The organism is Nocardioides sp. Iso805N (assembly GCF_000364605.1).
In the GTDB taxonomy this organism is placed as follows: domain Bacteria; phylum Actinomycetota; class Actinomycetes; order Propionibacteriales; family Nocardioidaceae; genus Nocardioides.
In genome coordinates, this window is the sequence record NZ_KB822587.1 from 94191 (window position 1) to 108613 (window position 14423).

A 14423-nucleotide genomic window follows, 5' to 3' on the forward strand; every position below is an offset into this window, starting at 1 on the left:
CGAACGCGTTCGGGAGCAGCCCCTATCGGCCTGTGGTCTCAGACCTCGATGACGACGGCGCCACCCTGGCCGGCCGCTGCGCACATGCTGGCCACGCCGACGCCTCCCCCGCGCCGCCGCAGCTCGTGGACGAGCGTGGTGAGCATGCGAGCACCGGTCGCCGCGACCGGGTGACCCAGACTGCAACCGCTGCCGTGGATGTTGACGCGGTCCTCGTCGAGGTCGAGCATCCTGCAGGCCGCCACCGGCACCGGCGCGAAGGCCTCGTTGATCTCCCACAGATCGACATCCTCCGCCTTGATCCCGGCACGCTGGAGGGCGCGCGCGATGACCTCGACGCCTCCCATGCCGGTGCGGTGCGGAGCGACGCCGAGGGAGGCCCAGGCCCGGATCCGGCCCAACGCCGTCAAACCGCGCTCCTCGACCAGGTCGCCGGAGGCGAGCATCAACGCGGCGGCGGCATCGTTGATCCCGCTCGAGTTTCCGGCGGTGATGCTGAAGCCGTCGATCTCGGGATGAAGCGGCCCCAGGGATGCGAGCTTCTCCGCCGTGGAACCGCGCCGCGGGTGCTCGTCGACGGTGAAGTCGAAGGTCTCTCCCCCGATGCTCGCCCTCACCGGGACGATCTCGTCGTCGAAGATGCCGGCGTCGATGGCCGCGATCGCGCGCTGGTGCGAGCGCAGCGCCCACGCATCCATCTCCTCGCGGGAGATGCCGACCTCCTGAGCGGTGTTCCAGCCGACCGAGACCGTCACGTCGTCGCTGGCACCCTCGTAGTAGGGGAACGTCGGCTTCATGCCGATGCTCGGCTCATCCGAGCCCGGGACCCGCCAGTGCAGCTTCGGGGCCGTCGACGAGGACTGCGTGCCGCCGGCGATCACGGCGCGGTCCATGCCGGCGATGATCGACCCTGCGGCATTGCCCACCGCGGTCAGGCTGCTGGCGCAGTGCCGGTTGACGGCCTGCCCGGGCACCTGCACGAGCCCGGCGGCGACCGCGGCGTAGCGGGCGATGTCCCCGCCTCCGGCGAGCACCTCGCCCATGATCACGTCGTCGACGTCCTCGGGCCGTACGCCCGAACGCTCGAGCGCCGCCTTGACCACGACGGTCGCGAGCTCCTCGGCCGGCGTATCGCGCAGCGTGCCCTTGAATGCGGTCGCGATCGGCGTACGAACGGCGCTGACAATGAGTGCGTCAGGCATGGTGTTCTCCTCTATCTCTTCTCCGGACGACGCCGGATGGTCAGGAAGCGACGTGCGCTGAGCCAGCGTCAGCGAACATCTCCGTCGCCAGTCGGTCGATCAGGCCGGCGCAGAAGTCGGGGTCCTCGAGGACCAGGTGGTGGTGGAGACCGGGTGCGAGGTGCACTTCGGCTCCTCCCGGGACGTGAACCTCGTCGAGGAGCTCCTCGACGCCCTGCGCGATCGGGCTCGCGGTGGCGCGCACGTAGCGCACCGGCACCTCGACGGCGCGGAGCGCATCGACGAAGGCGTGCTGAGCCAGGCCGGGGAGACCGCGCTGGTCGTGCTTCCACGTCCATCCGCCGCCGTGCTCTCGCACCGAGTAGTCGACGACCGGCCCCAGCAGGGCCGGCTCCAGCTCCTGTTCCGGCTTGAGCCGGAACGCCGCCACCGCGTCGGCACGGGTGGCGAAACCGCGCGGGGCCCGGTCCGGCCGCCAGTCGAAGCGGGCGTCGTCCCCCGCGAACCGGACCGCACTGTCGAGGAGAACCACGCCCCGAACCAGATCGCGGCGCCGAGCAGCCGCGACCAGCGAGACACGTCCACCCATGCTGTGCCCGACGATGACGGGAGGCTCGCCGCCCACGTCATCGAGGACACCGATGACGTCACGCGGCCAGACAGGTGCGTCGTAGCCGTCGCGGTGATCACTGTCCCCATGTCCGCTCAGATCCAGCAGAATGAGGCGGTATCGCGACGCCAGACGGTCACTGATCGCATGCCACCACAGGTGATGGGCCTGGTAACCGTGGACCAGCACGAGGGTCTGTGGGCCACTCCCGCGCACGTCGTAGCGGATCGTCGCGCCGTCCACCTCGACCGACCTGCGGAGTCGAGCCTCGCGAGCTTCTGCGTGCACCATGCAAAACAGATTACTGATTCATCTCTATCTTGTCGCCCTCGCCGACGAATCAGTTCATTCATTGTGCGCTTTCTGCTACCGTGACCTCGAACACCGGACGAGAAGGGATCACCCATGGACATCAACGGTGCAGTCGCGCTCATCGCCGGCGGCGGCGGAGGCTTCGGCGCAGCGACGGCTCGACGCCTCCACCAGGCGGGCGCCCGCGTGGTCATCTGCGATCTCGACGAGGCCAAGGGCTCCGCGATCGTCGAGGAGCTCGGCGAGGGCTCGGTCTTCGTGCGCACCGACGTCCTCGACGAGGACAGCGTCCAAGCCGCCATCACGGTGGCCGAGGGCCTCGGTCCGCTGCGCATCGCCGTCGTCGCGCACGGCGGCCCCGGCGGTGGCCGGACGCTGAACCGCGAGAACGAGCCGGTCGCCCAGGGCGACTTCATGAAGGTGATCAACATCTTCCTCGGCGCCACCTACAACATCGCGCGGCTGGCCGCGGCCGCCATGGCCAAGACCGAGCCGCTGCGTGACGGCGAGCGCGGGGTCATCATCAACACGGCGTCGATCGCCGCGTTCGACGGGACCATCGGCCAGGCCGCCTATGCTGCCGCCAAGGGCGGGATCGTCGGCATGACGCTTCCGCTGGCCCGCGACCTGGCGCCGGTCGGCATCCGCGTGATCACGATCGCGCCGGGCACGTTCCTGACCCCCGCATACGGCGACGTCGACCCGGAGCAGCTCGACGCGTACTGGGGCAAGGCGGTCCAGTTCCCCAAGCGGATGGGACGCGCCGACGAGTACGCCCTCCTCGCCGAGCAGATCGCGCAGAACGTCTACCTCAACGGCGAGACGATCCGCATCGACGGCGCCCTGCGCTTCACGCCCAAGGGCGCGTGATCCGATTGTCCGCGAGCCTCGTGGAGCCCGAGTCGATCTTCCGCGGCTCGATCATCGACCTGCTCAGCCTCGAGCAGATCGATCGCGACATCTACCGGGCGCCGTACGTCTTCGAGGACCACTGGGCACTGTACGGCGGCCAGGTCGCCGCGCAGGCCCTCCAGGCGGCCGGGCTCAGCGTGGCACCGGACCGCCTGCCGCACTCGCTGCACGGCTACTTCCTGCGACCCGGCGATGCCTCCAAGCCCGTGGTGTTCCAGGTCTTCCGCGACCGCGACGGGGGCTCCTTCTCGGCCCGACGTGTCATCGCCCTCCAGAACGGCGACGTCATCTTCAACATGGCGGCGTCGTTCCACAGGTCCACCCCCTCCGAGGCCGACGAGACCGACCCCCAGGCACCGGCCGTGACGAGCCCCCAGGACAGCAGTCCCTACGAGGTCCCGCGGCTCTTCTCCTACGAGGGTCGTGAGGCGGAGCAGCCCTACCCCGATCTGGACTTCCCGAGCCGCTTCTGGGCGCGCTGCACCGCAGACCTCCCCGAGGATCCGCTCTGGCACGCGGTCGCCCTGACATACCTCTCGGACATCTCGACCGGCCTTGTGCGCTTCCACGGCGACGAGTACCACTCGTCCTCCAGCCTCGACCACGCGCTGTGGTTCCACCGTCCGACCGATGCCACGGCCTGGACCCTCATGGACTGCGCCCCGCACACCGTCGCCAACGGGCGCGGCTTCTACTCGGGCTCGCTCTGGGATGCGGAGGGCAGGCTCGTCGCGTCGCTGGCCCAGGAGGCCCTGTTCCGGCGGCGCGGACTCCCGCGAGGCGCCGAGCGCGTGCCGACCCCCGTCATCTGATTCACGCTACCCGCGCCTGATCAAGGCACCGATTGCGCAAGGAGAACACCGTGTCCGAGGACTCCCGTCCCACCTTCGGCGTACTGACCGATGAGGCTTTCGAGCGCTCGCGCGAGCGGATCGGCATTCCCGATCGCGTCTCGACGCCGCACAACCTCGAGGTCACCGCCGACGGCACTCGCCACTTCGCCTTCGGGTACGGCGATGACAACCCGCTGTGGCACGACGCCGAGCACGGCAAGAACAGCCGTTGGGGCAGCCTGATCGCCCCGCCGAACTTCATCTACACGATGGGCGAGAACACGGCTCGACCGCTGACCAGCGAGGAGAAGCAGGTCCTCAAGGGCGACCCGTTCGCGGGCCTCGGGTCCTACCAGGCCGTGATGGAGTTCGAGTGGTTCCGTCCGCTCCAGGTCGGCGACCGGTGCAAGCAGCTCAAGGCCCAGGTCGGCGTGGCGGACAAGACCTCCTCCTTCGGTGGTCGCACCGCTCACGTCACCCATGACTTCCTGTTCGCCAACGGCGCCGGCGAGATCGTCGCGCTGCAGCGCGGCACCTGGATCAACGCCGAGCGCCACACCAGCCGGGAGCGTGCCAAGGACAAGGCACCCGTCGACGTCAGCACGCCCTACACCAGCGAGCAGCTCGCGGAGATCGACGCCGCCTACGACGCCGAGACGCGCCGCGGCGCCGAGCCGCGCTACTGGGAGGACGTCCAGGTCGGCGACGAGCTGCAGCAGCGCGTCAAGGGTCCGCTGACCGTCACCGACGTCGTCGTGTGGCACGTCGGCTGGGGGATGCAGCTCACCCCGCCGGGCAGCTTCGGCATCTCCCGCGGCATCCGCCGCAAGGTTCCGGGCCTCTACCCCGCCAACACCCGCAACATCCCCGACACCGTCCAGCGGCTGCACTGGGAGCCGGAGCGCGCCCGCGAGCTCGGCATCCCGATGAGCTACGACTACGGCGCCATGCGCGAGACCTGGCTGACCCACCTCATCACCGACTGGATGGGGGACGACGCGTGGCTGTGGAAGCTCTCCTGCCAGCACCGCAAGTTCAACTACATCGGCGACACCTCGTGGATCCGCGGCACGGTGGTCGACAAGCAGCAGACCGAGGCCGGTCATGAGGTCCATCTCGAGGTCCGGGTGGAGAACCAGCGTGGTGAGGTGACGACCCCGGGCACCGCGGTCGTCCTCCTCCCCACCCGCGACCAGGTCGTGAGCCTGCCCAAGCCGCCGGCCGACACGCTCGAGGCGATGCTCCAGCACGACATCGACCGCCTGGCGCAGTGACGGCGTAGCCACTCGGACCGGCCGGCGGACTCGGAACCGTCGGCCGGGGGCTGCCATCAGCGGTCCGACCCGATGCTCCCCTACCCTGTCTTCGACCGATCATCTGTGGAGGCGACGTTGCTCAGTGTGTGCGACCTCGCCGATGGTGCCGCCGTGCTGACCGGCCTGCCCGACCAGGCACCGCTGGCACTCGTGGACCTCAGCACCATCTCCGCCGCCACGCCGAGCGATCTGGGCCAGGCCGTGGCCAGGTCGCACGACCGCCAGGTGGTGGTCGTCGGCATCGGCACCGACCCGCTCCCGGGCGAGAGCCTGCCGCTGACCGAGTCGCTCACCTGCACCGTGGCGCCGAGCGGGCCGGGCCGCGCGTGGGTCGCCGCCGACGAAGGAGCCCTCGAGCGGATCACCCGGACCGTGGCGACGTCGCCGTACGCCGCCCTCACGCTCGCGAACCTCCTCCCCTCGACCGCGCGCTGCAGCGTTCCGGACGGCCTCCTCCTGGAGTCGCTCGCCTACTCGACGTTGCTCGCCGGGCCCGAGTTCTCGGCGTGGCGGGCCAGCCGGTCGCCCCGCGACGTCCCGGACGTCCCCGACCCTGTGCTGCTGGACCGCCAGGGCGACATCCTCACGATCCGGCTCAACCGGCCCGAGCGGCGCAACGCGTTCGGCCGAGCCGTGCGCGACGGGCTGATCGACGCACTCGAGATCCCGAAGCTCGATCCCACGGTCACCTCGGTCATCCTCGAAGGCGCCGGGCCGTGCTTCTCCTCCGGTGGGGACCTCGACGAGTTCGGCACGGCGACCGACCCTGCTGCGGCCCACATCACCCGGTTGGGCCGGAGTGCGGGCCTGGCCGTCCATCGGCTCAGAGGCCTCGTCCGACCGCTGTTGCACGGCGCGTGCGTCGGCGCCGGGGTCGAGGTGCCTTCCTTCGCCGACCAGGTCACGGCCCGCGAGGACGCCTGGTTCATGCTCCCGGAGCTGTCGATGGGCCTGATCCCCGGAGCTGGCGGGACGGTGTCCCTCACCAAGAGGATCGGAGCCCATCGGACGGCGTACATGGCCCTCACCGGGGATCGGATCGATGCGGGAACGGCACTGGATTGGGGCCTGGTCGATGCGCTCACCCGATGAGGCCGGCTTCGACGTCGTCGCCGACTGGGCCGCATCGGGCGCCTTCGCCCTGACCGGCGCGGCCGACGGCCCACCCGTGCTCCCCGCCGGGAACGGCGCGAGCACGGTCAGGGCCCAGCTCGACGACCTCGGGCTGCACATCCCGGGCCTCCTCGGCGAGCGGGCCGCCTACGCCGGACTCACCCGGCGTGGCCCCTGGTCGTGCGGCGGCGCGTTCCGGATCCTGGCGACCGGCGACGGACACATCGGGCTCTCGCTCTCCCGGCCCAGTGATCTCGAGCTCCTGCCCGCGCTGGTCGAGGACGAGGTCATCGATCCGTGGGATGCGGTTGCGGGGTGGGCGCGGCGATCGACCACGCTGGCCGCGAGCGAGCGGATCCGGCTGCTCGGCCTGCCGGGCGGAGCCGTGCCCGATCCCTCCGCAGCCGAACGCCCCGGCGTGCAGACGACGCCCCTCGGCTCCCGCCGCGTCACCGAGCGTCCCCTGGTGGTCGACCTGACGAGCTTGTGGGCGGGCCCGCTGTGCGCACACCTGCTCGGCCTCGGCGGCGCCCGGGTGATCAAGGTCGAGAGCGTCGGCCGTCCGGACGGCGCGCGGCTCGGGTCCGCGGCGTTCTTCGACCTGTTGCACGGTCGGCACGAGCAGCGTCGACTCGACTTCTCCACCGAGCTGGACGAGCTGCGGCGGCTGATCGCCAGTGCCGACCTGGTGCTCGAAGCTTCTCGGCCACGAGCCCTGCGGCAGCTCGGCCTGGTCGCGGAGGACGCAGTCGCGGCCGGGACGTCCTGGCTCTCGATCACGGCCCAGGGCCGGGCGAGCGACGCGGTCGGCTTCGGCGATGACGTGGCGGCCTCCGCGGGACTCGTCGTCGATGACGCGGACCTCGGCCTGATCCCCGTCGCCGACGCACTGGCGGATCCCCTCACGGGCGTCGCGGCGGCCCTCGCCGGCCGCGACGCGCTGCGCTCGGAGCAGGCCCGTCTCATCGACGTCTCCATGCTGCACGTGGCGGCCGAGACCGCCGCCGACCGGCCCGAGCATGCCGTCGTACGGCGGGGCGATGCCTGGTGGGTCGAGTACGCCGAGGGCTGCGCGCCGGTGCTCCCGCCACGACGACGGCGGACGCGATGAGCGCCATCCTGTTCCGGGAGGTCGAGGTCGACGGCAGGGTCCTCGACGTACGGGTCCGCGACGGGCTCGTCGACCGGCTCGCCCCACATCTCGGAGCCGATGGCGCATCCGACTCCGTCGAGATCGTCGAGGGCAACGGCGGGGCACTCATGCCGGGCCTGCACGATCACCACGTCCACCTGCTCGCGCTCGCCGCTCAGCTCACCTCGGTCGATCTGTCCGGGGTCGCGGACGAAGCCGCGCTCGGCGAGGCACTCGGCGCCGGCCCGCGGGTCGGGGGCTGGGTCCGCGCCACCGGCTACCACGAGTCGATCGCCGGCGAGCTCGACCGCGCCCGGCTCGACCGCATCGCCGGCGATGTTCCCCTCCGGGTGCAACACCGCAGCGGCGCCCTGTGGATGCTGAACTCCGCGGCGCTGGATCGCGTGGCGGCGCAGCTCGACCACTCCCCCGACGTCGAACGCGACGATTCCGGTCGTCCGACCGGGCGGCTCTGGCGCTACGATGCGCGGTTGCGACCGGGGCTCCCCGACGTGCCGCCCGATCTCGCCCCGGTGGGCCGCCTGCTCGCCGGGCTCGGCATCACCGGTGTCACCGACGCGACGCCGGCACTCGAGCCTGGCGCGATCCAGCTGCTCGGCGATGCCCATGCCTCCGGCGCCCTGCCGCAGAGCATCCTCCTGCTGGGCGCGCAGACCGACGCAGCACTCCCGAGCGGGCTGCGGGTCGGTCCGCGCAAGCTCCTGCTGCACGACCACGACCTTCCGACGTACGACGATCTGGCCGCGACGGTGCGCGCGAGCCACGGCGAAGGTCGCGCGGTCGCGGTGCACTGCGTGACGCGCCACTCGCTGGTGCTCACCCTCGCCGTCCTCGAGGAGGTCGGCGTGCTGCCGGGCGACCGGATCGAGCATGCCTCGATCGCCGCGCCCGACGTCGCGGCCTGGATGGCGGCCCTCGGGGTCGCGGTGGTGACCCAACCCGACTTCCTCCGGACGCGCGGCCACGACTACCGCCGCGAGGTCGACCCGGGCGACCTACCCGACCTCTACCCGCACGCGCGGCTCCTGTCGGCGGGCGTGCGGGTCACGCCGTCCAGCGACGCGCCGTACGGCGCCCTCGATCCCTGGCAGGCCATCCTGACCGCCTCGGACCGTCCCCTCTCCCCGGCGGAGAGCGTCGCCCCGGCCGAGGCCCTCGCGGGCTACCTGAGCCCGCCGCTCGACCCCGGCGGACGTCCGCGACAGGTCGCACCGGGTGCGCCCGCCGACCTCGTCCTGTTGACCCGCCCCCTGACGGAGGCCCTCCTCTCTCCCCGCGCCGACCTGGTCCGATCCACCTGGGTCGCCGGACATCGCATCACCCCCTAGCACCAGCAAGGACAGCACATGCATCTCTTCGACCTCACCGACCGCGTCGTCATCGTCACCGGCGCCAGCAGCGGACTCGGGGACCAGTTCGCCCGGGCACTGCATGCCTACGGCGCCAAGGTGATCGCCGTCGCTCGACGACGTGACCGGCTCGACGCGCTGGCCCAGGCATGCCCCGGCCTCGACGCCCGCACCCTCGACGTCACCGACGACGAGGGCTGCGCCCGCCTCGTCGCCGACGTCCTCGACACGTACGGCCGGATCGACGGCCTGGTCAACAACGCCGGGGTCGGCGCACCCATCCCCGCGATCGAGGAGGACCTCGACGACTTCCGGCGGGTGCTCGACGTCAATGTGACCTCGGTCTTCCACCTGGCCCGCCTGGTGGCGCCGGGCATGCTCGCCGCGGGCCGGGGATCGATCGTGAACATCGCCTCGATCTACGGACTCGGTTCGACCTATCCGGTGGGCGACGCGAGCTACACCGCCTCCAAGGCGGCGGTCATCAACCTGACCCGAGATCTTGCCGGTCAGTGGGGGAAGCACGGCGTGCGCGTGAACGCCATCGCGCCGGGCTTCTTCCGCAGCGAGATGGCCGAGGAGCTCTTCACGAACGAGCGAGCGCACAAGCGGATCTCGCAGGGCACCCCGATGCGGCGGACGGGCGCGCCGGGAGAGCTCGACGGCGCGCTGATCTTCCTGCTCTCGGACGCCTCTTCGTTCGTCACCGGTCAGACCATCGCCGTCGACGGCGGCTGGTCCACCCACTGACGGACCCGTCGTGGCGGCCGCTGCTGCGGCCGCCACGACGGGTCAACGACGGGTCAGGAGTATTGCTCGACGAGCGAGCGGCGCAGGATCTTGCCGCTCGGGAGTCGTGGCACCTCGGCGAACGACATCGACCGCGGGACCTTGAACCCGGCGACGTGCTCGCGCAGGTAGCCCTGCAGCCGGGCCTCGAGCTCCGGACCCGGCAGAGCACGCGGCGAGGCGGCGACCACCGCGTGCACGCGCTGCCCGAACTCCGGGTCAGGGACGCCGATCACCGCGACGTCGACGACATCGGGATGCAGGATGAGCACGTCCTCGATCTCGCGGGGGTAGATGTTCACCCCGCCGGAGACGATCAGGTCGGTACGGCGATCGGAGAGGTAGAGGAAGCCCTCGGCATCGACCCGGCCCAGGTCCCCGAGCGTCGACCAGCCCCTGTCGTTGTGCGCCTGGGCGGTCTTCTCCTGGTCGTCGTGGTAGACGAAGTCGCTGCCGCCGGAGAACCAGACCTGGCCGACGGTCCCGGGCGGGACCTCGTTGCCGTCGTCGTCGAGGATGTGGACGGCACTGGTGATGGCCCGGCCGACCGAGCCGGGGTGCCGCAACCACTGCTCCGAGTCGATCATGAAGAAGCAGTTGCCCTCGCTGCCCGAGTAGAACTCGACGACGATCTCGCCGACCCACTGGATCATCGCGTGCTTGACCTCGACCGGGCAGGGGGCTGCCGCATGCACGACGACCCGCAGGCTGCTCAGGTCCGCGGCCGCCCGGACGGCCTCGTCGAGCTTCAGCATCCGGACGAACATCGTCGGCACGAACTGGGCGTGCGTGACCCGGTAGCGCTCGATGAGTCCGAGGGTGCGCTCGGCGTCGAACCGGTCCATCACCACGACCGTGCCACCGCTGCGAAGGGTTCCGAGGCTCCACCCGAGCGGAGCGGCGTGGTAGAGCGGTCCGGTGCTCAGGAACACGGTGCTCTCGTCGAAGCCGAACTGTCGCGCCATCAGGTGGTCCACGGTGAGCCCGGCACCGAAGGGAGCACCGCTCAGCGTGGGCACGATGCCCTTGGGCCGCCCGGTCGTCCCCGAGCTGTAGAGCAAGTAGTAGCCCTCGGCCTGGTCCTCGATGGGCTCCGTCGGGAGGTCGGCGAGCGCGACGTCGAGCGACTCGAAGCCGTCGAGGGCGCCGGCGAAGACGAAGCGGTGCTCCACCTCGGGCAGGGTCGCGGCCAACGGGCCCAACGCGGCACTCGCGAACAGTGCCCCGGCCCCGCAGTTCTCCACGATGTAGGCGGCCTCGCCGGGCGTCAGGTGCCAGTTGACCAAGGTGTAGAGCAGCCCGGCCCGCTGGGCGCCCCAGACGATCGGGAACAGCTCGATCGTGTTCTCGGCGAGGACCGCGATGTGGTCGCCGACGCCCAGACCCAGCGACCGGAGCAGGTGGGCCACCTGGTTCGACCTGGCCTCGAGCGAGGCATAGCTCAGCGAGGTTCCGTCAGCGGCGATGTAGGCCGGCTTGTCGGGCTGGACGCGCGCCCACTGCGTCAGATCCACGTCAGCCGACTCGTGATGCCTGGAAGCGAGCGACGACGTCACGGCGGACGAGCTTGCCGGTCTCGGTCCGCGGCATCTCGGTCCAGAGCACGATCTCGTCGGGCGTCTTGCTGCTGCGCAGGGTCCCGCGCACGAAGGCTCGGACCTCCTCGGGGTCGACGAGGTGACCCTCGCGAGCGACGACGACCGCGACGATGCGATTGCCCCACTCCTCGTCCGGAACTCCGATCACCGCCGCGTCGGCGATTCCCACGTGCCGGAAGAGCACCTCCTCGATCTCGGCCGGCGCGATGTTCTCCGCACCGCGGATGATGGTGTCGTCGCGCCGTCCGCCGACGAACAGGTAGCCCTCGGCGTCCAGGTAGCCCTCGTCGCGGGTGTCGAACCAGCCACCGTCATCGACCAGGCGACCGACGCCCGCGTACTCGGCGGACACCTGCGGACCGCGCACGCAGATCCGGCCCCGCGTTCCGGGCCCGACCTCGCGATCCTCAGCGTCGCGGATCTGGATCTCGACACCGGGAACGGCACGCCCGACCGAGCCGAGGCGTGCCTGGGCGATCGGGTCGGGCTCGGTGAGCGCGGTGCGGTGGTCCTCGGGGGTCAGCACGCACACGGTCGAGCTCGTCTCGGTCAGCCCGTAGGCGTTGACGAAGTCGACCCCGGGCCAGGCGGCGAGCGCCCGCTGGATCACGGTGACGGGCATCGGTGCGCCGCCGTAGGCCAGGCTCCGCAGCGACGGCACGGTCATGTCCTCACCCGAGTCGACGATCCGGGCCAGCATCGTCGGAACGACCAGCGCGTTGGTGACCCCTTCCCGTCGGACCATGGTGAGCCACTCCGCCGGCTCGAAGCGCTCCAGGACGATGGTCCGGCGCCCGGCGAACAGATTCGTGATCACGTTGGCAACGGCGGCGATGTGGTACGGCGGGACGCTCACCAGGGCCGCCTGGTCGGAGTCGGCCGAGGCGAAGTCCACCGAGCCCAGCACGTAGCTGGTGAGGTTCTCGTGGCGGAGTAGGACGCCCTTGGGCGCCGACGTCGTACCGGAGGTGTAGATGATCACCGCGGGGGCATCGCTGTCCACGAAGACCGGCTCGACCGCGTCCTCGGTGACGGTGCGGTGCAGCCACTCGGCCGTCGTCAGGGCGGTCATGTCGTGCTTGGCGAGCAGCTCCTCGGCCCCGGGCTCCGCGATCGCGAGCGCCCGCGGGTGGCGGTCGAGCAACCCGTCCAGCTGCTCGACGCCCAAGCGGTAGTTCAGCGGGACCAGCGGAACACCTGCATATGCCGCGGCGAACATCGCCACCGGGAAGGCGGGGCCGTTGACCGCCAGGTAGACGACCGCGTCGGCGCCGGTCGCGCGGATCTCCTCCGCGCCACGCAGGGCTGCCTTGCGCAGCACGTCGGCGCTCAGGCCGCTCGCGCGCTCACCGATGACCGTGCGCTCAGCAAAGCCGTCAGCGGCCATCTCCAGCAGCATCGTCAGATTCATCCCGGACCACTCCTCAGCCTCGGCCGCGGCATGATCTACCGTGGCGCCGGTCACACAACATACCGCATGTCTCTACCTAATGGGCATATCAGTTAGTTGTTTTTCTGCATCATAGAGTTAATTCATTGCACTCTACGTGCTAGCGTTTGAGCGTCTATCCCGTCCGTAGGAAGCAGGCCCCTGATGACCCGCACGCTGTTCACCTCCGAGCACGACGACTTCCGTGCCCTCGTCAAGGAGTTCATCGCTCGAGAGATCACGCCGCACGCGGAGGACTGGGAAGAGGCGGGCATCGTCGACAAGTCGGTCTACAAGGCCGCCGCAGAGGCGGGCGTGCTCGGCTTCTCGGTCCCGACCGAGTACGGCGGCATGGGCATCGACGACTTCCGCTACAACGCGATCGTGGCCGAGGAGCTCGCCCGCGGCCGCAGCAGCGGTGTCGCGCTGACGCTGCTCAACGACATCATCGCCCCCTACCTGCTGCGGCTGACCAACGAGGAGCAGCGCCAGCGGTGGCTCACCCAGCTCGCCGCAGGTGACATGACGTGGGCGATCGCGATGAGCGAGCCCGGCGCCGGCTCCGACCTCGCCGGCATCCGCACCTCCGCGCGCCGCGAGGGCGACGAGTGGGTCATCAGCGGGCAGAAGACGTTCATCTCCAACGGCATCCTGTCCGATGCCGTGGTGGTCGTGTGCCGCACCGACCCCGAGGCCGGCCACAAGGGCTTCAGCCTCATCGTGGTCGAGGACGGCACCCCCGGCTTCGAGCGGGGCCGCAAGCTGAAGAAGATGGGCCACCACGCCCAGGACACGGCCGAGCTCTTCTTCTCCGACTGCCGGGTCCCGGCGAGCAACCTCCTCGGCACCGAGGGTCGCGGCTTCTACCACCTGATGGAGAACCTGCCCTCCGAGCGACTCTCGATCGCGATCTCGGCGATCGCCGGCGCGGAGAACATCTTCGAGCAGACCAAGACCTACGCCAAGGAGCGCGTCGCCTTCGGCCAGTCCATCGGCAGCTTCCAGCACAACCGGTTCAAGATCGCCGAGATGGCCACGGAGCTCGACATCGCCCGGGTGTACGTCGACTCGTGCATCGGCCGGGTCCTCGACGGGACGCTCACCGCTGTCGACGCCGCGAAGGCCAAGTGGTGGTGCACCGAGCTGAACAAGAAGGTCATCGACCAGTGCCTGCAGCTGCACGGCGGCTACGGCTACATGCTCGAGTACCCGGTCGCTCGCGCCTACCAGGATGTCCGCATCTCCACGATCCTGGGCGGAACGACCGAGATCATGAAGGACATCATCGGCCGCGACCTCGGCTTCTGATCCTCGGTCGCGAAGAGTCGAACCTCGTGCCCACTCCCCAGCAGGTACGCCGGGCGCTTGCGCGCGCCGAGCGTGGCGCCGCCCTCGACGTAGCCGAAGCGACGGTGTTGCTGGCTGTTAGGGGTGAGGATCTCGACCGGTTGTGTGCCGCCGCGGCGAAGGTCCGTGATGCCGGCCTGGTCGCGGCCGGCCGCCCGGGGGTGGTGACCTACTCGCCCAAGGTGTTCATCCCGATCACCAGGTTGTGCCGGGATCGGTGCCACTACTGCACGTTCGTGGAGACCCCGGCGCAGGCGGCACGCGAGGGCCGCGAGCCGTTCCTCTCCCCTGATGAGATCCTCGCGATCGCGGCCCAGGGCGCGCAGTTGGGCTGCCTGGAGGCGCTGTTCACCCTGGGGGATCGGCCCGAGGACCGCTGGCCCGAGGCCGCGGCGTGGTTGGAGTCTCGGGGCTATGACTCGACGTTGTCCTACGTGCGCGCGATGGCGATCCGGGTGTT

13 protein-coding genes are annotated in these 14423 nt (G+C 70.5%); 9 read left to right on the plus strand and 4 right to left on the minus strand.

Annotated features, from left to right (window positions below):
• Positions 1–38: 38 nt before the first annotated feature.
• Positions 39–1202, minus strand: a complete 1164-nt coding sequence (locus H036_RS0119630; protein ID WP_017936520.1) for a thiolase family protein — start codon at positions 1200–1202, stop codon at positions 39–41.
• Positions 1203–1242: 40 nt separating this feature from the next.
• Positions 1243–2103 (minus strand): alpha/beta fold hydrolase, encoded by an 861-nt coding sequence (locus H036_RS23845; RefSeq protein WP_017936521.1) that lies wholly within the window; start codon positions 2101–2103, stop codon positions 1243–1245.
• Between the two features lie 114 nt (positions 2104–2217).
• Here H036_RS23845 and H036_RS0119640 point away from each other — a divergent pair, with 114 nt between their 5' ends.
• The 7 genes from H036_RS0119640 to H036_RS0119670 all read left to right on the plus strand — a co-directional run bounded on the left by H036_RS0119640 (position 2218) and on the right by H036_RS0119670 (position 9550).
• Positions 2218–2994 (plus strand): SDR family NAD(P)-dependent oxidoreductase, encoded by a 777-nt coding sequence (locus H036_RS0119640; RefSeq protein ID WP_017936522.1) that lies wholly within the window; start codon positions 2218–2220, stop codon positions 2992–2994.
• Positions 2991–3848 (plus strand): acyl-CoA thioesterase, encoded by an 858-nt coding sequence (locus H036_RS23850; RefSeq protein ID WP_198290032.1) that lies wholly within the window; start codon positions 2991–2993, stop codon positions 3846–3848. The genes H036_RS0119640 and H036_RS23850 overlap by 4 nt, the downstream gene beginning before the upstream one ends.
• Positions 3849–3898: 50 nt before the next feature.
• Positions 3899–5143 carry an FAS1-like dehydratase domain-containing protein gene (locus H036_RS0119650; protein WP_017936524.1) on the plus strand — a complete coding sequence of 415 codons (1245 nt, stop codon included), beginning with the start codon at positions 3899–3901 and terminating at the stop codon, positions 5141–5143.
• A gap of 72 nt (positions 5144–5215) precedes the next feature.
• Positions 5216–6277 (plus strand): enoyl-CoA hydratase/isomerase family protein, encoded by a 1062-nt coding sequence (locus H036_RS0119655; RefSeq protein ID WP_157417673.1) that lies wholly within the window; start codon positions 5216–5218, stop codon positions 6275–6277.
• Positions 6261–7409: a CoA transferase gene (locus tag H036_RS0119660; RefSeq protein ID WP_017936526.1), complete on the plus strand. Its 1149-nt coding sequence runs from the start codon at positions 6261–6263 to the stop codon at positions 7407–7409. The genes H036_RS0119655 and H036_RS0119660 overlap by 17 nt, the downstream gene beginning before the upstream one ends.
• Positions 7406–8779 (plus strand): amidohydrolase family protein, encoded by a 1374-nt coding sequence (locus tag H036_RS0119665; protein ID WP_017936527.1) that lies wholly within the window; start codon positions 7406–7408, stop codon positions 8777–8779. The genes H036_RS0119660 and H036_RS0119665 overlap by 4 nt, the downstream gene beginning before the upstream one ends.
• A gap of 18 nt (positions 8780–8797) precedes the next feature.
• Complete coding sequence (locus tag H036_RS0119670; RefSeq protein ID WP_017936528.1) at positions 8798–9550, plus strand: SDR family NAD(P)-dependent oxidoreductase; 753 nt, start codon at positions 8798–8800, stop codon at positions 9548–9550.
• 53 nt (positions 9551–9603) lie between these two features.
• Here H036_RS0119670 and H036_RS0119675 read toward each other — a convergent pair whose 3' ends face one another.
• A complete protein-coding gene (locus H036_RS0119675; RefSeq protein WP_017936529.1) occupies positions 9604–11103 on the minus strand; it encodes an acyl-CoA synthetase in 1500 nt (499 codons plus the stop codon).
• A 1-nt stretch (position 11104) separates the two neighbouring features.
• Entirely contained in the window at positions 11105–12598 is a 1494-nt protein-coding gene (locus H036_RS0119680) for a class I adenylate-forming enzyme family protein (protein WP_017936530.1), read from the minus strand.
• Between the two features lie 183 nt (positions 12599–12781).
• On the opposite strand from H036_RS0119680, the gene H036_RS0119685 reads away from it, so the two are divergent.
• Positions 12782–13924: an acyl-CoA dehydrogenase family protein gene (locus H036_RS0119685; RefSeq protein WP_017936531.1), complete on the plus strand. Its 1143-nt coding sequence runs from the start codon at positions 12782–12784 to the stop codon at positions 13922–13924.
• Between the two features lie 26 nt (positions 13925–13950).
• On the plus strand, positions 13951–14423 hold a 473-nt coding region (locus H036_RS0119690; protein ID WP_026146189.1), incomplete at its 3' end, for a radical SAM protein.

Coding starts and splice junctions, on each gene's coding strand:
- H036_RS0119680 (WP_017936530.1), bottom strand. CDS start 12,598: ATGAATCTGACGATGCTGCTGGAGATGGCCGCTGACGGCTTTGCTGAG.
- H036_RS0119665 (WP_017936527.1), top strand. CDS start 7,406: ATGAGCGCCATCCTGTTCCGGGAGGTCGAGGTCGACGGCAGGGTCCTC.
- H036_RS0119630 (WP_017936520.1), bottom strand. CDS start 1,202: ATGCCTGACGCACTCATTGTCAGCGCCGTTCGTACGCCGATCGCGACC.
- H036_RS0119655 (WP_157417673.1), top strand. CDS start 5,216: ATGCTCCCCTACCCTGTCTTCGACCGATCATCTGTGGAGGCGACGTTG.
- H036_RS0119670 (WP_017936528.1), top strand. CDS start 8,798: ATGCATCTCTTCGACCTCACCGACCGCGTCGTCATCGTCACCGGCGCC.
- H036_RS23845 (WP_017936521.1), bottom strand. CDS start 2,103: ATGGTGCACGCAGAAGCTCGCGAGGCTCGACTCCGCAGGTCGGTCGAG.
- H036_RS0119685 (WP_017936531.1), top strand. CDS start 12,782: ATGACCCGCACGCTGTTCACCTCCGAGCACGACGACTTCCGTGCCCTC.
- H036_RS0119640 (WP_017936522.1), top strand. CDS start 2,218: ATGGACATCAACGGTGCAGTCGCGCTCATCGCCGGCGGCGGCGGAGGC.
- H036_RS0119660 (WP_017936526.1), top strand. CDS start 6,261: ATGCGCTCACCCGATGAGGCCGGCTTCGACGTCGTCGCCGACTGGGCC.